Genomic DNA, 22,722 nt, shown 5'->3' with positions numbered 1-22,722 from the left:
ATACCGCAGATGCGATTGCGGCGAATGCGCGGCCCGGAGAAATTTATCGGCGCGGCCGTAACAACTCCGGCGGTCGATCCGTCGAGATCAATTAGCGGCGTTCGTCGCTGACAAACACCATTTCGAAGGGAAGATGATCCATGACCATTCCTACCCGTATCGCGCTCGGCGTCTCGGCTGCCGTTCTCTCGCTTGGCCTCGCGCTGTCGCCGGCCGCTTTTGCCCAGGACAAGATGGGCAAGGATGACGGCATGATGAAAAAGGACACGATGTCCAAGGACGGCATGAAGAAGGATGCCATGTCCAAGGACGACGGCATGAAGAAGGATCACATGTCCAAGGACGGGATGAAGAAAGACGACGGGATGATGAAGAAGAACTGATCTTCGCCATCGTCGCGGCGTTTGCGTCAGGCGGACGCGCGCGCCCGAAAGTTCGGGGCGGTCACGCGGACCGCCCCGAAAAGTGATGTCTCAGTTCAAATTCAAATGAACGTGAGCCGCGAAGCTTACTTGCGCTTGGCCTTGCGGGCTGCGTAGCGCGCGTCGCGCTTCGCCTTCTGCTCGGCCTCGAGTTCAGCCTGTCTGGCGACCGCTTCCTCGGCCTCGCGGGCGACGCGCGCGGCTTCCGCCGCTGCGGCTTCCTCCGCGATACGCTTCTGCTCGGCCTTTTCGGCCTCGCGCGCAGCCTTTGCCTCGGAGCGCTTGGCCGCGAGAGCCTCGCGTTCAGCACGGCGCGCGGCAACCGCCGGATCGTCGGGGCCCGGCTGCGACTTGAATTTGTTCAAAAGATTTTTGCGTGCTTCCTGCGCGGCCTTTTGCCGGTCGGAAAAGCCTGGTTCCCTGAATCCACTCATCGACGAGCCTTGTCTTCCTCGCTTTCAATCCTACATCACTGCCTGTTGGTACGTCGGCTGGGCATAGCAGGCGCAACGCGACGCAGAAGCGTGTACATCGGCGCGCGTCGCGAAGCCACCCATAATCGCAGCCGATCAGGTAGACGAAAAATCGCTCCCCCGACGATCTCTCGTAGCCCCGAAAAACTGCCGAATTGTGATGTCCCTCATAGTGGGCGTCCTGACGCAACGCCTAGCGTCCGCCCCAATTCGAGACGGAGCACGGGCATGACCATCTTTCGGCTGAGCCTCAAGGCGCTCGCGCTCATCCTCGTGGTGGCGGTGCTGGCGGGTGCCGCACTGCTGTTTGCCCGTCCGCAACCGATCGAGAACACCGTCCTGGGCGCCGACTGGGAGTGCAGCCAGACCGCCTTCGTGCTCACGACCTGCGCACCGCGGGCCCGCGAGGCAATCCCGGCTGTCGAAACCTCGCGCAAGGATGCGATCCGCCAGACCCGGGGCTGAGCCGGAAGGTCCGGCCGGGATGTGACGCCACGTCGCAGAGGTGATAAAGCGGGCTCACCCCGTGCGATCAGGTTGTCATGTCGAGCCCTGCGTCCAAGCCCGAACCGGGCGAGAAGCCCAAATCTCCGCCAAGGCCTCAACCCACAAGGCCTCAACCCGGCGACAACCGCCGCGGCGCCATTGCCGGCCTGATCATCGCGCTTCTGATCCTCGGAATCGGCTGGTGGCTCGCCCGCGATCTCACCTCGGCCAGCAAGATGCAGGATTGCCTGATGTCGGGGCGGAGCAATTGCAACGTCATCGAACCGGCGCGTTAGCGGCGCTCGACACGACCCGCCGCGGCCCCTGGGCCGAAAAATTGCCGTGATCTTAACCATTTGTAACGGGACTTGGCCGATCACTTGGCCGATCAAGCAGGTCAGTCATGTCAGCCGGCATCACCCCGGCGCGAGGCGAATCGTCTATCGCGCGCGGGACCACGGCAAGCGAGAGAGTAGGGGGTCAAGCACGCATGAGTGCGTCCAGTCGCAAGACAATCATCATTCCCTTGGTTTCGGCCATGTCATTGCTCGCAGTCTCGGCGCAGGCGCAGGAAGCCAGGCCGCCCAGGGACGCGGGCCCGCCACCGGCCGGGCAGGGCGCCGGCGCGCCGCCCCAGACCAATCAGAACATGCGCAAGGGTCCGCCGCCGCAGCAGGCCGCCCGGCCCGCGCAGCAGCCCGGCGGCCAGCCGCACGCTGGCGGCCCCGGTCCCGGCCCGCACCATGCCGGCGGCCCACCGCCCGGCCGCAACTACGCGCGTGGCCCCGCGCCGGAGCGCGACTGGGGCGGACACGCCTATCGCGGCAATCGCGCCTGGGATGGCGGGCGCTGGCGCCACGAGGTCCGCAACGGCCGCTCCGGCTGGTGGTGGGACGTCGGCGGCGTCTGGTATTATTATCCGCAGCGGATGGCCGGTCCGCCCGCCTACATCTCGGATGATTATTACGACGACGTGCCGGTGGCCTATGCCCCGGCGCCGCCTCCGGTCGCTTACGAGCCGCCACCTCCGCCGCCGCCGGCCGATCCCGGCGCAAGCGCGCTGGGCGGTGCTATTGTCGGCGGCGTGCTCGGCGGCCTGATCTCGGGTAACGCCACGGGTGCAGCCGCAGGCGCGGTGATCGGCGGCGCCACCGGCGCGATCGCCGGCGCCACGGCAGCCTCGCGCCCCGGCTACTACGTGGCCCAGGGCAATTGCTACTACCGTTATCCGAACGGCCAGTATGTGCAGGCCGATCCGCGCGCGTGCTACTGAGCTTCTGCGCAGGATCTGAAACCGAAGAGGCGGGCGAAAGGCCCGCCTCTTTTGTTTTCGTGCCGGTCGATCCAGTTGCGCGCGGACGAGGGCTGACCGCCTGCCGTGTCAGGACACCAGCCAATTGAAGAACGCCATCGCGCCCCAGACCAGGCCTGCGATCCAGGCCAGCGTCACGAGACCGATCGTCGCAAGGCACACGATGCCGAACAGGTCGGACCTCTGTCGTTGTGTCGGAACCCTGGCTTCAGCGGTTGCTTCCTGTGTCATGACGGGAGACCTCCCACGCCGTCTCGCGCTCCCTTGGCACGCTCCCTTGGCAGCGCTGAAGTGCTGTTTAGCGCGAGAGGCCGTGCGCAGGCTGTGAGGCAATTCACAGATCGGAATGAAGCCGCCTCCGTTTACCGGCGCCGGAGAGCGTCTGAAACCGCGAGTGCAACTTCTCTGGTACCACAATCAAAGCGTGCTTGAATCGCTCATAACAACGTCGGTCCTCCGCAATCATACGGACGAAATTGCCACGCACTTGTCCAGATCGAGCGGCTAAAATCGGACTCATGTGCAACAAGTACGACCCGCAGCACGAGGCCGAGGCCGCAATGAAGCGCGCCGCAGCGGCCGAAGGCGCCGACCGGCAACGACTGATCGAGCTCGCCATCGCCTGGCATCAGCTTGCCCGCGAGCGGCGCGACGATGAGCCGACGGAGTAGCGATCTCATTTCGTGATCGGCAATCTCGCGCTCGTGTTCGCCCCGGGCGCGTGACCGAGGAAGCACGCGCGATCAGCGCTACGACAATTCCATATTAACGATTGCGCAGCGCTGATTTTCGCGGTCGCGATTCGTGCTTTGCGAACGAAGCGGAGTCGGATCGTGAACAAACGAAACGTCGCCGAAGGGCTCTGTGTTGTCACGCAGCTTCCGACTTCGGGACCGCGTCGGCATTGACCGAAAGCTTGACGACATCGCCCTCGATCGCGCCGATATATTTCGTGTCGATGTAGTGGTGATGGTCCTTGTGGCCCTCCGGGCTGTCCTTGCGCGTCAGCTTGATCCGGTTGCCCTCGAGGCGGTCGACGGTGCCGACATGCACACCGTCCTTGCCGATGATCTTCATGTGTTCCCTGATTTTCGGCATGATGTCCTCCTTTCGCAGTCTCAACGATGCAGACGGCTGTTCGTTGCTCCGCGCAGCGCGCCGCAGTTTGGACCCCAAAGGCGCGCCGAACGTTGAAGGAGAGTTGCAGCCGACAAGCGTCATATGGAGACCATCAAGGCCTATCTGGAGCGGAAGCGCGATGAGCTCAGGTTGCTGAATGGCTGCCTGAGCAGCCCGCGGCCCGTGCCGTGTCCGCGCTCGGTGGACGAGGTCATCAGGGCGAAATTCCAGCTGACCGCCGCGCTGCGCGCCGAGCACGCACTGCACGACTGGAAGGCGACGGAGACCTCCTGGTCGGCCACGGCGTCTCCGACCAGCGGTCCGTTCACCTTCAGCTACGACTATCAGCGTGCGGATCTGAAGGTGAACGGTCCCTCGTTCTACGAACGCGAGCCCGGCTGCAGCAGCGAGACGATCTATACCGGCTCCGGCATGGCCGCGATCTCGGCGCTGCTGTTTGCCGCCACCCGGATCGTCGCCAGGGCTGAGATCCTGGTTCTGCCGGGCTCCTACGGCGAGACGCTGGAGCTGATCGAGCGCTTCGTCCCGGAGCTGCGGCTCGTCACGTTGAGCTTGCCGCTATCCTTGGCTGGCGCCGGCGCGCCGCGAATACTTCTGCTGGATTCCTGCGTCTCGGCCGGCGCGTTCGAAGCAGCGCTACGCTGCGATGGTTCTGGTCTCGATCTCCTGATCTTCGACACAACATGCTTTGCCGGCCGGTCGGGTCGCATCCGGCGTGTCTTGCGCTGGGCAAGGCGAAGCGGAATCCCCGTGGTGATGGTGCGAAGCCACACCAAGCTGGATTCGCTCGGGGCGGAATACGGCCGGCTCGGCTCCGCGGTATTCGTCCGCTGGAGCGAGGAGGGCGCGCCGACGAATGGCGCAATGCCCGAACGCCTCGCGGCGGAGACGCGCGATGCCGTCCGCCTTCTCGGCGGCGCGGCGCTGCCGGCACATTTCCCTCCGTTTGTTGGCACGGCGGACTATTGGGCCTTAACGAAGCGGCGCGTCGCAGCCATCTTGCGCAATGGCCGCCATGCGGCCCGACTTTTCTCGCGTGAGCTTGCCTCGCTCGCGGCCGAGCTCCACTTCACCCACGGCCTCTACGTTACGCTCCGCAGCAGGCGTCCCCTCGATGAAGCCGGCGCGCGGCAGGCCGCAGACGCGATGAGCCGAGATCTCGGCCGGGATGGCTTCCCGATCCGCCACGCCGGCAGCTTCGGTTTCGACTTCGCCGCGACCGAATGGTTTCACAATGCGACGACGGACGAGTACAGCGTCCGGGTGGCGGTCCCGGATCTGCCGACCGAGCTGTGGAATGATCTGGCGGCGGCGGTCGCCGAGTGGTGGCGGACGCACGAGCAGGCGGGTGGGGACGGATGAATGCGCGGCTAGGTCAATAGCCGCGGGCCGTGCGCCTGGATCAATCGATCGCCAGGCATTCTTCCGGGTGAGGCTTCTGGTGGTCGCGACGCGCCCACGCCTGAACGGCAAAGGCGAGCTGATGCTGACTGGCGGCCGCGTCCGTGATGGAAGCCCGCGCCGTTTCGATGCGTTTTGCAATCATGCCTGAGTTGACGTCCACGCCAGCGTCGATTGCCAGAAACGCCATAGCGATCACGGCAACCGCAGATGCGATAGCCATTCTCGTCCATTCAGTTGGCGGCATCGGAGTCCTTTTCGGGCGCACGTCGCCCGACGCGTAGATAGGGGTCGTCTGTTCAGTTGAAAGGTCTGGGCGAGGGTACCCACGCGTTCGTGAAGGTGTCGCTGCGATGAAGCCCGCGCCTTGCCTGCTTTACGAGCAGCGTGACGTCAGCGGGTGCCTGCTCGGCGTCCTGACCGCGACGTTGTCATCGCGCTGCTGTCGCTCACTCTCGGCGGTCTTTTGCTGCCGTGTTGGGATGGCAGACGACGGCGGCGAGCTTTTTCGTTCTGATCGGCGGCTGCTTTCGCTTCAGCTCACGGCGAGACCGGGCAGGGCTTGGGATGGTGCCCGAGCGCCTGCGCTTTCCAGTACGCCGCGCTGCACTGAACCGCCTTGAAGTCTTGCTTCAAAAGGTAGTAGTCGGCGCCGAATTTGATCAGACCTGCGATCATCGCGAATCCTGCAAGGTACAGCAGCGCGTACCCCCAATGGCCGACGCTTCCCCGCTCGATACTCGCTTCACGCATTCCCATGCCACAGTCTGATTCCGAGCAGGCGTCTAGCACGGCAACTGCTGGCCAAGCAACCGCGCGGCCAAATGTCTTTGATTGCCAACGGTATTTCGGTGGCGATCCCGGCAGGACTCGAACCTGCAACCCGCGGAGTAGAAACAATTTAGCCAGGCGGCAAAACCCGCTTGTGCTTCAACGGGATAAGTAGCTCGGGGCGCTCGGTTCGGGAATTTTTCGGGACCGGCTCGAGGCCGCCCTCGCGCAGCTGACCGCCAGGTCGGCGCTGCCGAGGTCGTCGGCGTTGCCGGATAGCCGGTCGGGGATTTTACCGGTGGCGGGCGAGCTCGGCTTCGGTTCCTTCGATAATGCGGTCGAACTCCACGAGCAGGGAATCTGCGATCTTCTCGACCTCGCCGCCGCGGCTGGCGATGAGTTCCGGGCCGCGGCCCGCATCGGGGAGCGTCCGGTACAGCACCGGGTCCAACGTGCCGGACAAAGCGAACAGTCTTCTCCGCAGTTCGTCGACGTCTCGCGCGAGCGTCTGTGGGAAGTATTGCAGGTTTTGCCAGAGATCGTCGAGGTGAGGCGTGTTCCTGAAGTGACGGGTGGCAGTGTCGAGCGCTCGCTGCCGAGGCTCAAATTTGGCCCCACTCATAAGGATGGTGTCGAGCTGCCTCGTGGACTTGGGGAGGTAAATGGCCATGAGGACAATCAATCTGACCTCATAACGGGCTCGCGTCAGAATGCCGAGCTTTCGGTACGCCAGTTCGCGTTCGGCAAGACGTCGATCAAGTCGAGTTTTTTGAGTTGCTGTCAGATAGGCCAGCGACGCGGCGAGCAAGGCAATCACGGCCGCAAGGGTCGGCTGGAAGTCCTTGAGAACCTCGTAGATTGGTGGGGCGCTGGCTCGGTCATAGCCTTCAGGTTGCACGTCGGCCTTTCGGTTGTCGAGAGGCCCACGTGGCCGCCGAAACAGGCCTGCAATCGGCTTTTCCACTGAATCCGGAGGCCATCCGCGCCACCTTGCGCGATCCCAGCGAAGAACGTATGCCCGAAGGGCGGCCGCGATGATTTCCTTTTATGGAGAACCTCGCGCCAATGTCCGACCACCAGCTACGTTTCAAAGGCCCTGGCTTCGACTTCGACGCAAAGGGCTGGATGGCGATCCTTGCAGCGATCGTCATTGTGGGCATGCTTGTCGCTCCGCACTTCTGGCGCTGAGCCTTTCTTGATAGCCAGTTGGCCTTGCACGGTCGGCTCTTGCTCGCCTCGAGATCCCGCGCGGCCACAAAGCCGCCGCGGCTCTATCCACCGAAAACCGTGTGCCTATTCATAGGTGAGGGGCGAATACGTTGTCCGTTGCGAGTCTTAACCACGAGTCCTGGTCAATCTCCCACGTTCCGGTTGCTTTTCTTCACGATCTTTCCCTGCAGCGTCGTAGCAAGTTCGATCGGCAGTCCGGATAGTTGGCCGCGATAGATCCAATCGAGCGAAACTCCTGTGGCCACACACACCTTGATCGCTTGATCTATGGAAATTCGATTTATCCCACGTTCGTAATTGTTCCAAGCTTGCGGCCCGATCCCGACGAAGCGGCACCAATCGGCTTGCTTAAGCTTCATCGATTCGCGGGTGCGCCTGAGACGTTCTGCGAGCAATTGAAGTTCGGAATTTCCTGACACAACACTACCCGATAATCGGAGCCCGCCAGCCGACCCACTCTGCCTATTCCGAATTTCAGAAGACAAGTTTCACGCCCCGTGTATGGCGGCAACTATAGGGGGCTGCGGCCTTGTCATCAACCAAAGGGTGCTGAAGCCTAAGTGGCTGTTTCTGCACCGTTTTATCTGCGGCAACCCACGGATGAGAACTCCGCTACTCTATCAAATGCCAAGGTGGGGGATTGACGAATCATTTCAGCATGATCCGAGCGGCTCTTACTGCAGCATCGGCGCCGGTGGAATCGGTTCGGTAATTTTTCCGGGAATTGGGCGCTCAAATACCGGCTTGCACCGGCTTACAGTTCTGATTTTTGAGAGATTTCGATTTTAGCGTAATCCAAAATATGCTTATTTCACAGGGACTTCTTGGAATTTCTTGGCGATCCCGGCAGGACTCGAACCTGCAACCCGCGGAGTAGAAATCTTTTGGAGCGCGAGCAATATCAACGGCTTGGGGCGCTCGTGTTGCCGCTGTGTTGCGCCGCGCGAATCGTGGCATAATGCAGCGATTGTAGGAGCAACGATCGGCCTGAAGGCGGTATGCCAGCCAAACTCGCCGAGCAACGCCCCGACCCCCCGCTAGAGCCAGCTACACCCGCAAGACACCAGCTTAGACCCAGAGGTCGCTCAGATTGGGCGGCCTCACGTCTTCCCGAGTAGGCGGAATTCCACGCCTTCGGCTGCGCGTTGATCGGCCTCGGCATCGGCAAACAAGTGGCCGTAGACGTCGAACGTCACCTTGATTGAGCTGTGGCCCATCAGCCGCTGGATCTGCTTCGGGTTATAGCCGTTCTCGATCCATAGAGAGGCGCAGGCGTGCCGCAGCGAGTGCATGCCGTACTTGCCCGCCGCCATGGTCTCCGCGTTACCGGCGGCGTCCAGAACGGGCTTGCCGGCCTTGTCCAGCACCGGCCTCGTTTCTGTGAGGCCGGCAGCCACCAAGATAGGGTCAAGGCCGCGCTCGAGCAGGTTTGAGTGGGATTCGACCTTCCCGAGGCCGTTGGGGAAAACAAGATCGAGCACCTTCACGGGCTCGCCGGCGGAATCCGTTTTCCCAGTATCGCGCTTCGGGCAGAGGAGCTTCCACTCGCGCAGCGCGTTGAGCACGATCGGCGGGCAGGGGATTGATCGATAGGCGGCCTTGGATTTCAATTTGCCGATCCGGTGTGACGCATCGGCGCGCTGGTTTACGTTGATCTGACGAGCCTCGAAATCAACGTCAGCCCAGCGAAGGCCGCGGAGTTCGCTCGCGCGGAGTCCACAGAAGATCGCGACCAGGATCACCGGGCGCCACCGCCCCTGCGCCTTCGCAATGATCGCCTGCAACTCGGACTTGGTCGGAATGACCGGCCTCGGATCTTCCCGATCGGGTAGATCGAGCTCGATCCCTTGAGTCGGCGCGGTGTTCGCCAACCCACGTCGGCGGGCCTCCTTGAAGATGGCACCAAGCGACCGCACAACACGCTTGATCATCTCGGCTGATCGGCCAGCCTCGCGCAGCTGATCGGCGAAGCCGTTGACGGCCGGGACCGTGATTTCCGAAAGCTTCTTGGCGCCGATAAAGGGCAAGATGTGCAAGTCTACATGCTCCTCGTATCCTTTAACGGTCATCGGCTCTAAGCGCTTCTCGCCGCAGCGCTTGATCCAGAGGGCGGCAGCTTCCTTCACTGTCGGTGAAAGGCTGCCCGGCGTGTGGATACCGCGGGAGACGTCGTGACGCGTCTCAACCAGCCATGCCTCGGCATCGGCCTTGCGGGCGAACATCCTGAACCGGCGCTCGCCGGCACCATCGACGTACCCAGCCTGCCAACGGATGAGACCGGAAGGGAGCCTGCGCTTACGGACGGTCGCCATGCAACCTCTCCCTTAGCTGTCCGAGATTGATCACAATGTGTGCGTCGACCGTGAGGCTGCCTGCAATGTACTTCCCGAGCTTCTCAGGGCTCGTCAAACTGACGTAAGCATCCCCCCGCGAATCGCGCCCGATCACGAGCAGCGTGTTGCTCTTCGATTGCGACTTAAAATATTCGCGAACGTGCCGGAACATCTCCGGAAAACCATGAACCTTCACGACCTGGAGGCCGATAGACTCGGTAAGCGCCGACAGGACGATTGCCTCAAACAAGGCAACTTCTGGATACAGACGGCTTCGACCTGTGCCCGGGTTTTTCTCCCCGATGGGTTTGAGCAGGCCCTCGCGGGTCCAATTACGGATCCTGTCGCCGACGACCCGCTGATCCTCGCCCGGCTTGCCGATCCTTTCGGCGATCTCGCTCACTGAATAGGTTGTCACTACGCCAATCCCCTTGAAAAGATTGGTAGAGGATAACGAAGCTCTTCCACTTGCACAATGAAAATTTCGGTCTTATATCGAAAATAGTGAATAAGCTTCGTTATCCAAGGAGAAGGGTAGATGAATGCAGACCTAGCCAACGACATTTTGCGCGGGGTGAAAAATATCGCGAATTTCATCAACGAAGATGCGCGGGCCACCTACCACAAATTGGCTACGGGCGCCCTGCCTGGCGGGAAAGAGGGAAACCAGTGGATCGCATCGAAGCGTGTCCTGGTCGAACATTACGCCAAGATCACCGCCGGGAAGGCCGCGTAATGGTCCCGGACTTTCAAGTTCAAGAGCGCGACGACGGCCTTTTCGAAATCGTCTCCGGCGACATCACGAAAGGCCCGTTTCCAACACGGCTGTTCGCGTCGAAGATCGCGTCCGGCGAACCTCCTGAGCCGAAAGAGGCTGTCAGGTTTCGGCATTTCAGGACGTTGAGGGAGGTGCGCATTGCCCCCTGATGCAGAACGGGCCGCCTTGGCAGGCGACCCGATCGCAATTTCAACAGTGCTCGCAAAGCCTGAAGAAATTGCCACGACCCCCGCGGAAATTCAACAGCGGCGTTTGGCAAGGTTGTTCTTTCTGCCGCCTGCGACAGCCGCGACGATTGCTCACCTCGTTTGGGGGGCGCGATGACGGGACGCGGTGTGGAGGTGCGCCGATGAACGCGCCGGGACCCATCAGCGAAGCTCAGCGAGCACTCAGGAACGTCGCCAGAGATGTGGCGATTGCCGCGCGGGATGACCGGCTATCCGCGCTCCGTAAGGCTGCTGACACCGTTCGCCCGTTCGTGGGCGATGGTTGGCTTAATGCGGCTGTGGTGGTCGACAAGATCTACGAGGTCGCCCAAATGCACGGGCTGTCCGGCGAGCCCGGTGGGGAGCGAGAAGCCGAGATTATGGATATTGCCCGGAGCGCCACCAACATCCAGGCACCTGCGGCGGAAATCGACGCTGCTCCCCCGAGCCTGATCACCGTCACTCCGGCGGCTTGGAAGGGCACGGAGCAACCTACCCAACGCTGGCTCGCCACATGCCGCATTCCATCCGGCGATCTAACTCTATTCTCCGGAAACGGCGGAGCCGGCAAAACGGAAATGATCGTCCAGCTGCTGGTCTATCTCGCGGCGGCCCTTGGCGATTGGCTTGGCTGCGTCATCGAAAGCGGTCCAGCGCTGTTTTTGTCATGTGAGGAGCCGGAAGGGAACATCAGGGAGCGCATCGAACGCATTTGCAAGCATCGCGGCATTGATCCTCATACAATCCCTGATCTTCATCTGCACTTCCCGGACCTGGAAGATACTTGGCTTGTTACGGTCGACCGTTTCGGGCGCGTGATCAAGACCGCGCTGTTTCTGGCGTTAGAAAGCTGGGTCGCTGAGAACAAGCCTCGCCTTGTCGTCATCGATTCCATCGCTGCGGTCTTCGATGGCGAGGCGGTTGCCCGCAGGCAGGTTCGCGCCTTCCTCGCGATGCTGCGAAAACTCGCAAGGGATCACGACGTCGCGATCGTGCTGCTCGACCATCCAAGCGTCCGCGGAATGTCGGACGGCTCGGGGACGGCCAACAGCGTCGATTGGCGTAACTCGGTGCGGTCCATGCTCCACCTTTCCGATCCGGACAAGGAGGACCAGGACATCCGCCAGCTCGAGGTCAAGAAGTCGAATTATGGCCGCAGCGGCGAAAAGATCACGCTGCGCTGGGGCGGGCTCACCTTCGTGACTGACACGCTCGGCGCATCGTCACCGCACCGGGCAGCGGCCGATCGGGAGGTCGACGAGCTGTTCCTGCGTCTACTCGACAAGCGTCTCGCGCAGGGACGGCCGGTTCACGCCAAGAACGCCAAGGGCAGCGCGCCGTCCGAGTTCGCTGACGATCCCGAAGCCGGCGATGTCACGGCAGAGGCTTTCCGCCGCGCGATGGAGCGCCTGTTCAGCGCTGGCAAGGTCAGGACGGTCGAAACCGGACCCGCCAGCAAGCGGCGCCAGCATATCGAAAGGGTGGAGGCATGACCCTTCCAACGCCCTTCCAACGCTCTCCGGGCCGTTCCAACGCCTATACCAACTTGTATGCCGACAATCTTCCAACAGCTTCCAACACCCCTTCCAACGGGTGTTCTCCAACCCCCTATAACCCCAGTGCGTTGGAAGCGCCCAACGCGGCCTTGGGTGGCCGCTGGCGCTTCCACCGCCCGGAAGGGGCTGCGCCATGAACTCGGTGCTGTCGGATCTGCACGCCGTGGCGATCGAGGCCGATGCCGAACTCGGGCCGCAGTGGTGCGCGGATGCTAAGGCGTCGCGGGCAGTCGACGCATTCGCTGGATTTTTCCGGGTCGACGCGGCGGCGCTGCGGCAGGATGTGGCCGCTGCTGCTGCCTATTCCAAAAACTTGCTGGTGGTCCGCCGGGAAGATCGGAAGATCGCGGCGGAAGGCAAGCGGGCTCTGAATCTCATCCGCAAAACATTGCCTTTGGCTCGGCAACTCTCTCGCTGGGACCCAGAAGGACTCGCGAGGAGCACAACATCCAGGAGCGGCGGCGAGCCGATCGGGGCTGCTATTCGAAAAGCAGGGGATTTCGCCGAGGCGCTCGAATCGTTGGAGGCCAATCTAAACTACATCCGCCGGACCGGCGGTGGCGGTTCAGAACAGGATCGGTTAGCGGCGGCACTGATCGAGCGACTTGCGCGCATTTGGACGCGGCACACGAACCGGCCGGCCCCCGGCGGCGCCAGCGGGCCGTTCGTCGACTTCGTTGCGGCGGCGTGGGCCGACCTGGGCTTTTCTGAGTTCAAGGGCCGTAGTGGGGCGCCGCTGCCGTTGGTCGACGCTATCGGTAATAGGGTGGTCAAATTCAATCGGCGGCACAATCGCGAAAAAAATAATGAGGCATTGTGCCATAAGAACCGCGGGCTGATCCATGCATCATCACGCTCAACGAAGCTGGAGTGATTTGCATGGCCGTACCGAAAACATCCATCGCCAACCTCGAAGCAAAAGCGCAGGAGACGCAGAGCGAACTTGCTGCCGCTGAGGCTGCGTTCGCCAATGCGGTCCAATCGATGGAAGCACCGCCGATCGAGTTGTCCGATGACCAGATCGGCGATCTCGTCGACATCAAGAACATCGCCGAAATCCGGCTCGTCAAAGCTCGAGCCGCGCATCGCCGCGCCGACCATGCTTTGACGGAAGCCAAAGCCGCGGCGGCGGAAAAGGAGCGGAAGGATAACCTCGCCCGCGTGCACTCAATGGGATCGGCGGCGCAGGAGCAAATGCAACGTGCCATCGCCGGGGCAACGAAGGAATTGCGCAAGGCGATGCGCATGATGGCGGAGGCGGAAATCGCCAGAGAGGTTCTGAACCAGCAGCTTCCCGAGGGCGAGCGGATATCGTCTTTCGAGATCGCCGTTTTGAGTGCTCCGACGGTTCCGCGTCGAGAGATTTCACGAAAACGCGAACTGCTCTGGGTCCACCCGAGTGGCCGACCTTACGACGAAGAGATCGCCCGTCGGATCCGAGACAATGGCGACGGCACCGCGTCTCTGTCTACCCAGGGCGGCCCGTACACCACGGCGACTACTACGCACATCACCAAGCGGCAGTACTTCGACGTCATTACGTTTGCCGACTGGATTCCTTCGAGGGGCGATTCCTCCTTGGCACAGGTGCTCTCCTTGCCGGGTCTCAAGGGCGGCCCCCGTGGTTGGACGCCGATGCGTTACGTCTCGCCTCAGGGCGTGCTCAGTGAGCTCGATCGCGTCGAGGCGTACACCAGCAACGATCCAGAACCGGACATCCGCACAGAACTGGAGATGGTCTCCCCAGTCTTCGATGACGTCGAGTCACTGAAGACTTGGGAGGCGGCGCAGCGCAGTAAGCAGCCCGCCGAGAAGGCGGCCTAAGTCAACCCATCCAAAGGATCGACGATGACCCAAACGATGCCATCCGCTTCTCAGGTCTACGCAGCCCGCCGGGCGGCCCGCGAGGCGCGCGCCACCACTCAGCCTCCCTCGGTGGCGGTAAGCCGTCCGAGCCTTGACGCGGCTGCGATCTATGCGCGGCGCCGGCAGGAAGCTCAGCAGCACGGCCGGGAAGCCGGCTACTTCAGCTAAGGGAGTTGCAGCATGACGGCGCCAGCATTTCAAATCACGAGCATGACCCGGGTGTCCCGGCCAATCTTCCTCCCAAAACTTCGGGTTAATATCGTCGCGTATTTCGATTGTGTGATCGGAGGCCTCGAGCTGTTTGGCTGTTCGCTGTGCCGAAGGATGGTCGACAACATTTTGACCATTTCTGGTCCGGTCGCGCCGCGGAAGCATTCGACGGTCCGCCGGGCCGCAGTCTTCAGGGACGAGCTCCTGAAGGAGGCGGCCACACGGGCGGCCGAAAACATTTACGCCTCTATGGGCGGCGGCAACGTCACGGAATGGACGCCTCGTCTCGTAGAGGGCGCAAGTGTTGTCCGGCTGTCTGCAGCATCCGCGCGCGCAGGGGCTTGAGCATGGTGCAAGTATCCAGCCCCGAGCAGGTCGTCGACGACCGCACGAAGGCCATCCTCAGCTCACCCTTGGCCGCGGACCAAGAGTCGCTTGCCACTCACTTGGCCACCGAGACGAACCTCTCTGTCAAGGCGGCCCTTGAGATCATGGCCATCTCGGCACGCAACATCAGGCCGGCGGTCGATCCGCAGGGCAACAGGGTTTTCCGCCGGTGAGCGGGTCCTCCATGGGCTGTGAAGCAGTGCGGAGGGACGAGGCATCCGGCTCGTCCAGCGTGACAGGCTTTTTCGAAGGTGAACAGCGACGGTGAATAACGATATCGGACTGAGCTTGAGCGCCCTGGCCAAGGTGCTACGCCGAGCGAAGAGCGGACTGCATAAACTAGCGAAAGCTGGGAAAATTCCACGGCTTGCGAACGGCAGGTTCGATTTGGCCGCCGTTCAACGCGCTCTGGAAGGCAACCTTGAACCCAGCAGGGCGAGGCGTTCTCCAAGTGAACAGTCCGGTGAACAGGTGAACGGGAGAACGACTGGCGCGATATCCGGCTCAGCCGATGCGGAGCAAGCTGTATCGTTGATCCAACAGGTGCTGGAACGCGAGAACGCCTACAAAGGTACCATCGATTTTAACGCCGCGCGGACGGCCGAAACCATCGTCAAGACCTATAGCCGGTGGCTCGACAACGAGGAGAGGTCGAGGCGACTTGTCGACGCCGATACCATGAAGGACACGGTTTCCGTGCTGGCGCGAGAAGACCGCGATCGGTGGACAAACTGGCCGAGCCAGATCGGACCACTCCTCGCTTTTGAGATCGGAAGCGACCCGGTCAAGACGATCATCGAACTCGAAAAGCATGTTCGGCAGAATCTTGCAGATATGGCGGGCGAACAAATGGTGCGCGCTGCCGTCGAGGCGAAAATTGAGGCGCTATGATGTTGGTCATCCCTCCGAATTGGCGACAGCCCTTGCTTCCGGTCGAGCGCATAATCCTTGATGGGCTCATTCGCGCTGGTGGCTCGCTTCCCCTGCCGGTCGCGGACGAAGGCACCGACATTGAAACCATCAAGCTCCTCACCATGCTGACGGCCATGGCAATCGACGGTGCCGTTGAGATCGCCCAGGGCGACGCTGTCAACACCTATACCATCACCGATGCGGGTCGAGCGTTGCTCGACATACGGCCGCAATAGGAGTCCCCCAGAATGGCTAAAGGCAAAAACGAGATCCTGCTCTCGATCGCGCTGGAAGGCGACCAGGAGATCAAGAGCAAGCTGAAGGCCGTCGGCGACGAGGGCAAGAAGTCGCTGGCGGATATCGAGCGGCAGGTTGGCCGTGCGGGCGAGAATGCCGGCCGACGATTTGCGGAGTCCGCCACGGGCCCGCTATCTAAAGTGAAGGAAGCAATCTCGCCGCTGTTCGAGGGCGGCGGCTTCGGTGGCCTGCTTAAAGGCCTCGGCGGAGCCGCGCTTGGCGCCGGCCTCCCTGCAGCACTGACTGGCCTCGCCGCGCAGCTCGCGAAAATTCGCGAAGAAACGGAATTGACTGAGAGCCGGTTCAAAGCGCTCGGCGCCAGTGGCGACGCATTCAGCAAGCTGCGCGATAGCGCTCGCAAGGTTGGCGCGGACCCGAAGGATTTGGCCGGCGCCAATGAGGACTTCCTGTCGTACAAGCGGCGACAGGAGTTGCAGTCGCCCTATGGCGTCGCCGATGTGAATGAAGAACAGTTTCGCAAGGCTCAGCGCGCGCTGATCGCCGGTGGCGTGCTGGATGGTGCCTCTACCTCGGATGCTGCGCAGCGTGCGCGCTCGTTCCTGGGTGACCTCTACGCGCCTCATGATGTCGGCAATGGCGAATTGGCGCAGGGGCTGACGGCAGGCGGGCTGAAAGCGTTGGGGCCGGTGGGTGGTAATCGCCTGGCGCGCGCCCTCGGCGGCGAGCTCGGCATCCCGATCCGCAATGCCGAAGAACTCGATTTGTTGCTCGGCCAGCGCGACGCGCAGGGCCGGACGGGGGTCATCCGTCCTGATGCTGTGTTTCGAGCGTTGCAACATGACGAGCCCTCGGCGGTCAAAGAGGCGGATAAGCGGCGCACGTTCGGCGAGCGGGTGAGCGGCAGCCTTGGCGAGCTGCAGCGCACCTTCGGCGACATCCTCGGAGGACCAAGCGGCAAGGTCGGAACCGACGCCGGCAAGACGCTAGAGACCGGCATTGATGCGCTGACGAGAGGCGTCCAGGGCATTCGGCCGACGGCGGAAGCGTTCGGAAAGTCGGGCCGCGAGCTTGGCGATCGGACCGGAATTCCCGGCTTAGGCAGCGCTGGCGAAGCGCTCGGCACTGCCGAAGGTTTGACTTACGGCATCATCCGCGACAGTGCTCGGGGCTATGGCCGCATGGGCAGCGTGATTGGAGACCTTCTCGGCAGCACGCCGATTGGCGGCTTCCTGGGCCGTGCGCTGGCTGATCCTGGCGCCTTGCAGGAACGGACCCGGCCTCCGGAGGGGCCGAGCGCATTGCAGCCCTTGCCGCCATCGCAGGCGCAACCGCAGCCGACCCAGCAGCAGACCAGCGCGTGGGATAGCTTCATCCAGAATCTGAACGCAAAACTCAACGACCTCGGGCCGCCCCAGGACACCAAGGTGCGGGAGCCGGTCGATAGCCTCGGCATCCGCGGCGACCTAGAGGACAATTCCAAGAATGTCGCCGGCACGGTCAATGAGGTGGAGGGCAGCCTTAAGCAGCTTGCCTCGGCCTTCACCGACGCCGCCGCGAGCATCTCGGCCGCTGCCAAGGGGACCGGCACCGAGGAGCCGGTGCAGGCCGCCGCAGGCGGTGGCTGGATTCGTCGCTTCATCGGTGGTGGGGGCGTCAGCGGCCCCGGCACCTCGACGTCCGACAGCATTCCGGCGATGCTCTCCGATGGCGAATATGTCATCAAGGCGGAATCGGCGCGCAAGCTCGGACGCGGCGCGCTGGATTACCTCAATGCAGGCCATTATTCCCGCGGCGGCCGGGTGGCGCATCTGCGCGGCGGTGGTTTATCGTCGGACTGGTTCGATCCCGAGCTGACTGACGAGGAATCCATCAATCTGCTGAACGAAACAGTTCTCAGCCCGCAGCAGTTGAAACTCGTCCAGTTGAACAACGCAAAGACGCCGGAAGAAAGCATCCGGCTGCTCAATCGCTTCGTCCTGGGGCGATCCGGCGGTGGCCCGGTCGGTCATTTCGCCGACGGCGGCACCGTGTCGCTGCCCGGCTTCGACGTCGGCGGCCCCGCGATGGCGCACGAGACGGCGAGCGTTGCGGATATCGGCGACGGTGGTGCTGGGCCTTGGGGCGACCTAACTCATGTCGGTACGGCCGACCTGCGCACCGACAGGGGCGATGTCCGCGTGACCGGCAAGATCTCCGCACTGAAGGAGATCTCCGACGCCGCACGCGATGCCGCCAACTTCCAGACCGGGCCGAGCCCTGGCTGGGCTTATGGCGGCCGGTAAATGGCGGCAATCGAAGTTGCGACGCTGAAGCACACAACGATACCAAGAAAGAGCACACATGAACCTTGAATCCATCGTCCGCCCGTTCCAGACGCCGGACAACGCGCCGGCCAAGCCGTTCTTCACCGCAGGAAGGGCGGCCCCGCAGAACATCATCCTGCAATTCGGCCGCGGCGGTGGCGGCAAGGTGCTGAATGGCTCCTCGAGCTACACGGCCACCTTCTACATGATGCAATACGTCAACGAAAAGAGTCAGGCGTTCTAGCACCATGACATGCATCAAGGCGAAAGCGGCATTTGATGCCGCCTGCGCGGCACAAGCAGCGCGAATCCGGGCCTCCGAGGGCCTGGGACCAGAAGTGTCCGTCGACCTCGAACTGACACCTGAAATTCTGGCGCTTTTCGAAGAATACGAGGCCGCGCTCGCCGCGGAAGGCAAACGCTCATCCTTGATCGTGTGGACCGAGGACTGATGACGGACAGGCCGCCAAGCCGAAAGACACACATTACCCGTGTCTACGGCACCAACAAGAAGGGCGAGATCCTCCCCGACATGTATGCCGACGTGGAGCGCATGGATGTCATCAAGAGTCGAACTCAAACCACGGAAGCACAGTCGCAGGGAGTCGTCCGCCGGCTGCGATGGTGCGACGATCCGACCAAGGACGATTACGACCCGAAGGGCAACAAAAACCGCAAGACTGAGGTGCTCAAGGTCTGCGATCCCGAGGCCACCGAAGACGTCAACGATCCCGACGAGTGGATTCCGATCCGCGTCATCAAGTCCGTCAAATCGACTGGCGGAAACGGCCGTGGTGAGGAATATCAGGACAATTTTCTCAACGAAGCAGTTCAGTCTGCTCGCGTAGCCAAGGTCCGACGCGTCGTCGGCTACGCGACGAACATCGACAGGGTCGCAGAGCGAGCGGTCGACGCCGATCCGGATCTTAGGGAATACGTCGTTTCGAGCGAGCAATACACGAAGGACATCGAAACCAAGGACAAGGGCCAATACGTCGAGGTCGAGATCCCGCTCAGCCTGAGGCACCGCGGGAACTCGCTGTCGGTCGACGTGCAGGCGCGAAAGACCAAACTGCTCAATGACTACCTGATCGAGGAAAGCGAGCCTGCGAAGCTGACGGTCAGGGGCAACAACGACCTCAACCCGCCGTATCGGCTCGACCCGTTCCAGAATATCGTCAACATCAACTGGGGCGGCCTAGCGGTAAAGTTCTACGAGCGAGAGAGCCACGCAACGCTTGCGACGCTCGTCCCCGACACCAGGAAGTTCACGCAGTCGATTTGGTTCCGTGCGCCGACGAAGTCGGTAGAGGCGGCAAAGGCGGAATACATCGCATGGCGGGACGGTCCAGGCGCCCCGCGTCCGCTTCTATGCGGCATCGTGCCAATCATGGTGTCCGGACCACCGACGAAGCAGAAGCAGGTCAATGCGTCTGGCGGCGAGACGCGAACAATCGGCCTCACGCATTCGCAGGATTATCTGCGCTCGTTCGGAGGAATCTATACGCCGACGGGCTCCTTGGTTGACCACGACAACACCGTCACGCTGCCAGCATTCACCGGAGAGACTGAGACTGTTGATCCGTCCTACATCGGCATCGACTGCACCGGCGACTATCCCCAACTGTCGATCAACATCGTCATGCCGCGGGGCGATGCTCCAACGTATGAGGGCACGAGCGCGTTCGGACTCGGGACCACAAACAACATTCCTGACGGAGGCCTTTATCTCGGCTCGGTCGGCGACGGTGTGCTGATCACCGACGGGCCGCTCGCTCCGAACGATGACTGGTATTCCGACGCGCTGGACACGACGGCGGATATTTACCTGGGGCAGATCCCGGAGACGTACCGAACGCTTCAGGCCAGGCGGGCCGACGCACCTTTCGACAATTCAGACCCCGACTACAACGGGCAGCGTGTGACGCCGGATCACTGGCACCACCTCCTGTTGTCGTTGGACGTGTCTGAACCTGTGAAGACGGCAGGCGCCTTCATCGTGCAGGAGGCGATCTCGCCACCGGAAGGGCCTGCCGTCGGCTACACAATCATCAGCGGCTCATTGGCGACGCGGGAAACGGTGGGCTCGCGTTCGTCGAGCGTTTCGAAAATGTACCTTGCGTTCGATGACGTGAGCCTGACCCGTGGCGAGCTGTCTTGTTATCACCCGCAGGGCCACTCCGATCCAAACGCGATCGGTCCGGTCAATGCCTATACCGTGGCGACGGACACGGCCTACGACTCGACGGCGACCAGCCCGATCAACTTCGGCCGCATCCAAACGATCCGCAGTGTCGGCGCACAGGGAAGATATGAGTACCGGCCGAGCGGGATTCCTTTTGCCGGTGGCGAGGATCAGGACGGCTTCGGTTTCCCGACGACAGGCGCTTATGTCGATGCCGTCAAGGAGATCGAGCTCGGTGAGTATCAGCTCTTCCTCGGGAGCGCGCTGGACACAGGCGTCGAGGAAAATCGTCGCGCTTTCATTACGGATGAGGGCAAGCCGGCTGCGCTGTCAAAGGCCGCCGAGCTAGTGGGCAGGAAGCCCAGCGTGCTGGTGCACGGATCTGGCAACTGGAAGAAGGCGCGCGACACTGGCGCCATCGCAGCAGCAGCAGAGCCACCGAGCCCAGAAGGCACCCACGACGGGCGCATCGAGACCTATCGGCCCAATCCGAGCTTGCACGGCGAGCAGGGGGAATGAAGCGGCCCAGTAACCGATTTTCCGGGCCGCGCCGGCCCTACTTCGGCGGCGCCGGTTGTGAACAACTGACCTCATTGCAGAGAACCGAGCGGTAGTCAGCCGTCGGCGTATCCGCAGTCATCACGTTTGAGCCGGTCTGGTTGACGATGGTGATCCCGCCCGGGCCGGTGCTCCCTATGCCGCCCTGTTGCCGGGCTGGCGGCAAATAGAGTTTGACGTCGTGTTGCTCTCTGGCGACTGTGATCGTACCCCACGTTCTCTGACTGCCGTCGTTCGCCTCGAATGTGATCTCGGACGTTCCAACCAGTCGGGGCCGTCAGGGACCGCTTTGGTCGCGGTGGGCAGGCAGAACTCGAATGTGCTGGGCATGAGAACGAGATAGTCACGCGGTCGCGAATATACGACACCTTGCGGCAAGCTTGGCGAGGACGGCCCCGGCCATGGGGGCTTTTGAGGTGTGGAGGCCGGGGCCGCTGGAGGTTGCTTGGACCTTGGGGAAGGCCAAGCGTCCCAATCTAGGAAAAACCGGCAATCAGCTCTGTTCGCTTCCGCACATTGGCTATACGTTCCTGTCGTGGAACGGAGTAGCTGCAATGAAAGACATGCAGGCTCAGTTGAAAAGTTGCGGTCGGACGCGGCTGAATGCGCCCTCATCCGCGACTTGGCCACCGATCCTAAGAAGCGAGAATTATTTACCCGGTTGGCGGATCATCTGAGCGTCCTCGCCGGCGAAGTCGAGCGCGCGCTTGCGGAGAGTGCGCAAACTCCGCTCCTCGACGATATTTAGTTTTGCGGGAACTTTCGGCAACTTGGCATACTGATCATTCCTCAAGTGAGGAGGTGGCTTTGAAGCGAGAGCTACGGGAATTTCGCAGGTTGGAACGCGCCTGCCGCGAGCACGCGGCCATCGCTCCCATGGAAATCGAGCGTGAAGCTCTTCTGAAGGTGGCTGAGGATTACCGGAGGGCTATCGAAATCCTCCAAAAAACGCGTAGCTCTCTCAAGGTCGATGGCGCACCCACACCGCAGGCTTGTCGGCCCTTCGGCTTCCGGCGATCGGTGACGACGCGCAGTAGCCCCGGCGCGGTCCGGGAGCCGGGAATAATAGGTAAGGGTTAACGATCACCATCGCTTCCCGGGCGTGCTGCGCTGATCGTAGGGCTTTAGTTAGGCACCTTGGTCGGGCGGGCGGATTGTACGCCCATGAGCGATGACGCTGCGAGATATCTGCGCCAAGCGAAGGACTGCCTCGATGAGGCTCAGAAAGCGACGAGCGAAGCGGACAAGGAGGCTTGGCTGAAGCTGGGGCAAGAGTGGTTGGTCATGGCCACGGTCCGACGAGAATTAAGCATCAATATCCCCGCGGAACGGCTCGCTTTAACATGAGTTAATTTCCCGGTTCAGGACGTGGGTGGGAACGAGTCGTTTAGGGCGCGGCATGCGGCCTCTCCACGTCCCTTATCCGGCCGCCCCAGGTACTGGCCGAAATAGGAACAACGGAGGCGATTGCCAAGTTTTCCCGGTGGCCCAGTTCGTGATCTGGGTCAGAAGGTGCCTTGGCCCCACCTCACCGATCCTTTGTGAGGCTGGGGCTTCTTTTCCCTAGTTCATCTTGCGGCGGAACTTTTTGATTTGCCGCTCACTGAGCGGCTTACTTTGCATCGATCCTATAAACGTCGCCCGGACCGAGGTTTAGTTCCTCGAATATCCTTTGCTGTTTATCCGTAAGGATCGCTGGGACAACTTCCGCCGTCCAGCCTTCGGGAACAGCGGCGAGGACCAGAGTTAGCGCCTGGCTAGGCTTGGCTAAGGCTAGCCACATCTGCCTCCTTGGCGGCGCGTCGTCTGAGGCCACCTCAACGATAGTGAACGAACTGCCGAACGACTCCGCCATCGCTGGCTAATGCAACAGCGCGTCGCTAGTTGCTGTCTGGGGGCAGTCGGACGGGGCCAACTATCAACCGATAGGTGGGC

General features: G+C 62.1%; 32 protein-coding genes. 23 read left to right on the top strand and 9 right to left on the bottom strand.

The window, feature by feature from the left end; all coding sequences use genetic code 11:
• The first annotated feature begins 140 nt into the window (after positions 1–140).
• Positions 141–383 carry a pentapeptide MXKDX repeat protein gene (locus N2603_RS23470; RefSeq protein ID WP_260384031.1) on the top strand — a complete coding sequence of 81 codons (243 nt, stop codon included), beginning with the start codon at positions 141–143 and terminating at the stop codon, positions 381–383.
• A 125-nt stretch (positions 384–508) separates the two neighbouring features.
• Here the strand turns inward: N2603_RS23470 and N2603_RS23465 are convergent, their stop codons facing one another.
• Complete coding sequence (locus N2603_RS23465; RefSeq protein ID WP_018641832.1) at positions 509–856, bottom strand: DUF6481 family protein; 348 nt, start codon at positions 854–856, stop codon at positions 509–511.
• 267 nt (positions 857–1,123) lie between these two features.
• Between N2603_RS23465 and N2603_RS23460 the strand changes: the two genes are divergently transcribed.
• From N2603_RS23460 to N2603_RS23450, 3 genes are all read left to right on the top strand, one after another.
• Positions 1,124–1,360, top strand: a complete 237-nt coding sequence (locus N2603_RS23460; RefSeq protein WP_018641833.1) for a hypothetical protein — start codon at positions 1,124–1,126, stop codon at positions 1,358–1,360.
• A gap of 77 nt (positions 1,361–1,437) precedes the next feature.
• Complete coding sequence (locus N2603_RS23455; protein WP_260384030.1) at positions 1,438–1,677, top strand: hypothetical protein; 240 nt, start codon at positions 1,438–1,440, stop codon at positions 1,675–1,677.
• Between the two features lie 194 nt (positions 1,678–1,871).
• Positions 1,872–2,654, top strand: coding sequence for a hypothetical protein (locus N2603_RS23450; RefSeq protein WP_260384029.1), 783 nt, complete (start codon positions 1,872–1,874; stop codon positions 2,652–2,654).
• 108 nt (positions 2,655–2,762) lie between these two features.
• Here the strand turns inward: N2603_RS23450 and N2603_RS23445 are convergent, their stop codons facing one another.
• On the bottom strand, positions 2,763–2,924 hold the full coding sequence (locus tag N2603_RS23445; RefSeq protein WP_260384028.1) for a hypothetical protein: 162 nt from the start codon (positions 2,922–2,924) through the stop codon (positions 2,763–2,765).
• 287 nt (positions 2,925–3,211) lie between these two features.
• On the opposite strand from N2603_RS23445, the gene N2603_RS23440 reads away from it, so the two are divergent.
• Positions 3,212–3,364 (top strand): hypothetical protein, encoded by a 153-nt coding sequence (locus N2603_RS23440; protein ID WP_018641837.1) that lies wholly within the window; start codon positions 3,212–3,214, stop codon positions 3,362–3,364.
• A gap of 199 nt (positions 3,365–3,563) precedes the next feature.
• Here the strand turns inward: N2603_RS23440 and N2603_RS23435 are convergent, their stop codons facing one another.
• Positions 3,564–3,791, bottom strand: coding sequence for a DUF2171 domain-containing protein (locus N2603_RS23435; protein ID WP_018641838.1), 228 nt, complete (start codon positions 3,789–3,791; stop codon positions 3,564–3,566).
• Positions 3,792–3,914: 123 nt separating this feature from the next.
• Between N2603_RS23435 and N2603_RS23430 the strand changes: the two genes are divergently transcribed.
• Positions 3,915–5,195, top strand: coding sequence for a hypothetical protein (locus N2603_RS23430; RefSeq protein ID WP_260384027.1), 1,281 nt, complete (start codon positions 3,915–3,917; stop codon positions 5,193–5,195).
• Between the two features lie 40 nt (positions 5,196–5,235).
• Here the strand turns inward: N2603_RS23430 and N2603_RS23425 are convergent, their stop codons facing one another.
• The 3 genes from N2603_RS23425 to N2603_RS23415 form a co-directional block, all read right to left on the bottom strand.
• Positions 5,236–5,457 carry a hypothetical protein gene (locus tag N2603_RS23425; protein WP_026311818.1) on the bottom strand — a complete coding sequence of 74 codons (222 nt, stop codon included), beginning with the start codon at positions 5,455–5,457 and terminating at the stop codon, positions 5,236–5,238.
• Between the two features lie 317 nt (positions 5,458–5,774).
• Entirely contained in the window at positions 5,775–5,993 is a 219-nt protein-coding gene (locus tag N2603_RS23420; RefSeq protein WP_020607815.1) for a hypothetical protein, read from the bottom strand.
• A gap of 304 nt (positions 5,994–6,297) precedes the next feature.
• The gene (locus tag N2603_RS23415) at positions 6,298–6,969 is read right to left on the bottom strand and encodes a hypothetical protein (protein ID WP_260384026.1); all 672 of its coding nucleotides are present in this window, start codon (positions 6,967–6,969) and stop codon (positions 6,298–6,300) included.
• A gap of 101 nt (positions 6,970–7,070) precedes the next feature.
• On the opposite strand from N2603_RS23415, the gene N2603_RS23410 reads away from it, so the two are divergent.
• On the top strand, positions 7,071–7,193 hold the full coding sequence (locus N2603_RS23410) for a hypothetical protein (RefSeq protein ID WP_260384025.1): 123 nt from the start codon (positions 7,071–7,073) through the stop codon (positions 7,191–7,193).
• A gap of 164 nt (positions 7,194–7,357) precedes the next feature.
• Here the strand turns inward: N2603_RS23410 and N2603_RS23405 are convergent, their stop codons facing one another.
• The 3 genes from N2603_RS23405 to N2603_RS23395 form a co-directional block, all read right to left on the bottom strand.
• On the bottom strand, positions 7,358–7,654 hold the full coding sequence (locus N2603_RS23405) for a helix-turn-helix domain-containing protein (RefSeq protein WP_260384024.1): 297 nt from the start codon (positions 7,652–7,654) through the stop codon (positions 7,358–7,360).
• 681 nt (positions 7,655–8,335) lie between these two features.
• Positions 8,336–9,547, bottom strand: a complete 1,212-nt coding sequence (locus N2603_RS23400; protein WP_260384023.1) for a tyrosine-type recombinase/integrase — start codon at positions 9,545–9,547, stop codon at positions 8,336–8,338.
• Positions 9,531–9,986, bottom strand: a complete 456-nt coding sequence (locus N2603_RS23395) for a hypothetical protein (protein WP_260384022.1) — start codon at positions 9,984–9,986, stop codon at positions 9,531–9,533. Before N2603_RS23395 ends, N2603_RS23400 begins: the two co-directional genes overlap by 17 nt.
• 120 nt (positions 9,987–10,106) lie before the next feature.
• On the opposite strand from N2603_RS23395, the gene N2603_RS23390 reads away from it, so the two are divergent.
• The 16 genes from N2603_RS23390 to N2603_RS23315 all read left to right on the top strand — a co-directional run bounded on the left by N2603_RS23390 (position 10,107) and on the right by N2603_RS23315 (position 22,134).
• Entirely contained in the window at positions 10,107–10,304 is a 198-nt protein-coding gene (locus N2603_RS23390; RefSeq protein ID WP_260384021.1) for a hypothetical protein, read from the top strand.
• Complete coding sequence (locus tag N2603_RS23385) at positions 10,304–10,495, top strand: hypothetical protein (protein ID WP_260384020.1); 192 nt, start codon at positions 10,304–10,306, stop codon at positions 10,493–10,495. Before N2603_RS23390 ends, N2603_RS23385 begins: the two co-directional genes overlap by 1 nt.
• Before the next feature lie 200 nt (positions 10,496–10,695).
• Complete coding sequence (locus N2603_RS23380; RefSeq protein WP_260384019.1) at positions 10,696–12,045, top strand: AAA family ATPase; 1,350 nt, start codon at positions 10,696–10,698, stop codon at positions 12,043–12,045.
• Between the two features lie 196 nt (positions 12,046–12,241).
• Positions 12,242–12,982 carry a hypothetical protein gene (locus N2603_RS23375; protein ID WP_260384018.1) on the top strand — a complete coding sequence of 247 codons (741 nt, stop codon included), beginning with the start codon at positions 12,242–12,244 and terminating at the stop codon, positions 12,980–12,982.
• A gap of 5 nt (positions 12,983–12,987) precedes the next feature.
• On the top strand, positions 12,988–13,932 hold the full coding sequence (locus N2603_RS23370; RefSeq protein ID WP_260384017.1) for a hypothetical protein: 945 nt from the start codon (positions 12,988–12,990) through the stop codon (positions 13,930–13,932).
• 36 nt (positions 13,933–13,968) lie between these two features.
• Entirely contained in the window at positions 13,969–14,142 is a 174-nt protein-coding gene (locus N2603_RS23365; protein WP_260384016.1) for a hypothetical protein, read from the top strand.
• A gap of 12 nt (positions 14,143–14,154) precedes the next feature.
• Entirely contained in the window at positions 14,155–14,529 is a 375-nt protein-coding gene (locus tag N2603_RS23360; RefSeq protein WP_260384015.1) for a hypothetical protein, read from the top strand.
• 2 nt (positions 14,530–14,531) lie between these two features.
• Positions 14,532–14,744 carry a hypothetical protein gene (locus tag N2603_RS23355; protein WP_260384014.1) on the top strand — a complete coding sequence of 71 codons (213 nt, stop codon included), beginning with the start codon at positions 14,532–14,534 and terminating at the stop codon, positions 14,742–14,744.
• A gap of 91 nt (positions 14,745–14,835) precedes the next feature.
• Positions 14,836–15,462, top strand: coding sequence for a hypothetical protein (locus N2603_RS23350; RefSeq protein WP_260384013.1), 627 nt, complete (start codon positions 14,836–14,838; stop codon positions 15,460–15,462).
• A gap of 32 nt (positions 15,463–15,494) precedes the next feature.
• Positions 15,495–15,719, top strand: a complete 225-nt coding sequence (locus tag N2603_RS23345; RefSeq protein WP_260384012.1) for a hypothetical protein — start codon at positions 15,495–15,497, stop codon at positions 15,717–15,719.
• A gap of 12 nt (positions 15,720–15,731) precedes the next feature.
• Entirely contained in the window at positions 15,732–18,023 is a 2,292-nt protein-coding gene (locus N2603_RS23340; RefSeq protein WP_260384011.1) for a hypothetical protein, read from the top strand.
• 58 nt (positions 18,024–18,081) lie between these two features.
• Complete coding sequence (locus N2603_RS23335; protein ID WP_260384010.1) at positions 18,082–18,288, top strand: hypothetical protein; 207 nt, start codon at positions 18,082–18,084, stop codon at positions 18,286–18,288.
• Between the two features lie 4 nt (positions 18,289–18,292).
• Positions 18,293–18,496 carry a hypothetical protein gene (locus tag N2603_RS23330; protein ID WP_260384009.1) on the top strand — a complete coding sequence of 68 codons (204 nt, stop codon included), beginning with the start codon at positions 18,293–18,295 and terminating at the stop codon, positions 18,494–18,496.
• On the top strand, positions 18,496–20,748 hold the full coding sequence (locus N2603_RS23325) for a hypothetical protein (RefSeq protein WP_260384008.1): 2,253 nt from the start codon (positions 18,496–18,498) through the stop codon (positions 20,746–20,748). The genes N2603_RS23330 and N2603_RS23325 overlap by 1 nt, the downstream gene beginning before the upstream one ends.
• Before the next feature lie 574 nt (positions 20,749–21,322).
• Positions 21,323–21,535 (top strand): hypothetical protein, encoded by a 213-nt coding sequence (locus N2603_RS23320; protein WP_260384007.1) that lies wholly within the window; start codon positions 21,323–21,325, stop codon positions 21,533–21,535.
• 416 nt (positions 21,536–21,951) lie between these two features.
• Positions 21,952–22,134 (top strand): hypothetical protein, encoded by a 183-nt coding sequence (locus N2603_RS23315; RefSeq protein WP_260384006.1) that lies wholly within the window; start codon positions 21,952–21,954, stop codon positions 22,132–22,134.
• Positions 22,135–22,722: the final 588 nt, after the last annotated feature.

This window comes from Bradyrhizobium huanghuaihaiense (genome assembly GCF_025200885.1).
Lineage (GTDB): Bacteria > Pseudomonadota > Alphaproteobacteria > Rhizobiales > Xanthobacteraceae > Bradyrhizobium > Bradyrhizobium huanghuaihaiense.
This window is presented reverse-complemented; position numbering and strand designations above follow the sequence as displayed.

Excerpts from the sequence above, each read along its gene's own strand:
- N2603_RS23465 (WP_018641832.1), bottom strand. The coding sequence starts at position 856 with ATGAGTGGATTCAGGGAACCAGGCTTTTCCGACCGGCAAAAGGCCGCG.
- N2603_RS23450 (WP_260384029.1), top strand. The coding sequence starts at position 1,872 with ATGAGTGCGTCCAGTCGCAAGACAATCATCATTCCCTTGGTTTCGGCC.
- N2603_RS23335 (WP_260384010.1), top strand. The coding sequence starts at position 18,082 with ATGAACCTTGAATCCATCGTCCGCCCGTTCCAGACGCCGGACAACGCG.
- N2603_RS23440 (WP_018641837.1), top strand. The coding sequence starts at position 3,212 with ATGTGCAACAAGTACGACCCGCAGCACGAGGCCGAGGCCGCAATGAAG.
- N2603_RS23340 (WP_260384011.1), top strand. The coding sequence starts at position 15,732 with ATGGCTAAAGGCAAAAACGAGATCCTGCTCTCGATCGCGCTGGAAGGC.
- N2603_RS23470 (WP_260384031.1), top strand. The coding sequence starts at position 141 with ATGACCATTCCTACCCGTATCGCGCTCGGCGTCTCGGCTGCCGTTCTC.
- N2603_RS23445 (WP_260384028.1), bottom strand. The coding sequence starts at position 2,924 with ATGACACAGGAAGCAACCGCTGAAGCCAGGGTTCCGACACAACGACAG.
- N2603_RS23425 (WP_026311818.1), bottom strand. The coding sequence starts at position 5,457 with ATGGCTATCGCATCTGCGGTTGCCGTGATCGCTATGGCGTTTCTGGCA.
- N2603_RS23355 (WP_260384014.1), top strand. The coding sequence starts at position 14,532 with ATGGTGCAAGTATCCAGCCCCGAGCAGGTCGTCGACGACCGCACGAAG.
- N2603_RS23460 (WP_018641833.1), top strand. The coding sequence starts at position 1,124 with ATGACCATCTTTCGGCTGAGCCTCAAGGCGCTCGCGCTCATCCTCGTG.
- N2603_RS23365 (WP_260384016.1), top strand. The coding sequence starts at position 13,969 with ATGCCATCCGCTTCTCAGGTCTACGCAGCCCGCCGGGCGGCCCGCGAG.
- N2603_RS23455 (WP_260384030.1), top strand. The coding sequence starts at position 1,438 with ATGTCGAGCCCTGCGTCCAAGCCCGAACCGGGCGAGAAGCCCAAATCT.
- N2603_RS23385 (WP_260384020.1), top strand. The coding sequence starts at position 10,304 with ATGGTCCCGGACTTTCAAGTTCAAGAGCGCGACGACGGCCTTTTCGAA.
- N2603_RS23330 (WP_260384009.1), top strand. The coding sequence starts at position 18,293 with ATGACATGCATCAAGGCGAAAGCGGCATTTGATGCCGCCTGCGCGGCA.
- N2603_RS23390 (WP_260384021.1), top strand. The coding sequence starts at position 10,107 with ATGAATGCAGACCTAGCCAACGACATTTTGCGCGGGGTGAAAAATATC.
- N2603_RS23420 (WP_020607815.1), bottom strand. The coding sequence starts at position 5,993 with ATGGGAATGCGTGAAGCGAGTATCGAGCGGGGAAGCGTCGGCCATTGG.
- N2603_RS23370 (WP_260384017.1), top strand. The coding sequence starts at position 12,988 with ATGGCCGTACCGAAAACATCCATCGCCAACCTCGAAGCAAAAGCGCAG.
- N2603_RS23410 (WP_260384025.1), top strand. The coding sequence starts at position 7,071 with ATGTCCGACCACCAGCTACGTTTCAAAGGCCCTGGCTTCGACTTCGAC.
- N2603_RS23430 (WP_260384027.1), top strand. The coding sequence starts at position 3,915 with ATGGAGACCATCAAGGCCTATCTGGAGCGGAAGCGCGATGAGCTCAGG.
- N2603_RS23400 (WP_260384023.1), bottom strand. The coding sequence starts at position 9,547 with ATGGCGACCGTCCGTAAGCGCAGGCTCCCTTCCGGTCTCATCCGTTGG.
- N2603_RS23435 (WP_018641838.1), bottom strand. The coding sequence starts at position 3,791 with ATGCCGAAAATCAGGGAACACATGAAGATCATCGGCAAGGACGGTGTG.
- N2603_RS23360 (WP_260384015.1), top strand. The coding sequence starts at position 14,155 with ATGACGGCGCCAGCATTTCAAATCACGAGCATGACCCGGGTGTCCCGG.
- N2603_RS23315 (WP_260384006.1), top strand. The coding sequence starts at position 21,952 with ATGAGCGATGACGCTGCGAGATATCTGCGCCAAGCGAAGGACTGCCTC.
- N2603_RS23380 (WP_260384019.1), top strand. The coding sequence starts at position 10,696 with ATGAACGCGCCGGGACCCATCAGCGAAGCTCAGCGAGCACTCAGGAAC.
- N2603_RS23325 (WP_260384008.1), top strand. The coding sequence starts at position 18,496 with ATGACGGACAGGCCGCCAAGCCGAAAGACACACATTACCCGTGTCTAC.
- N2603_RS23375 (WP_260384018.1), top strand. The coding sequence starts at position 12,242 with ATGAACTCGGTGCTGTCGGATCTGCACGCCGTGGCGATCGAGGCCGAT.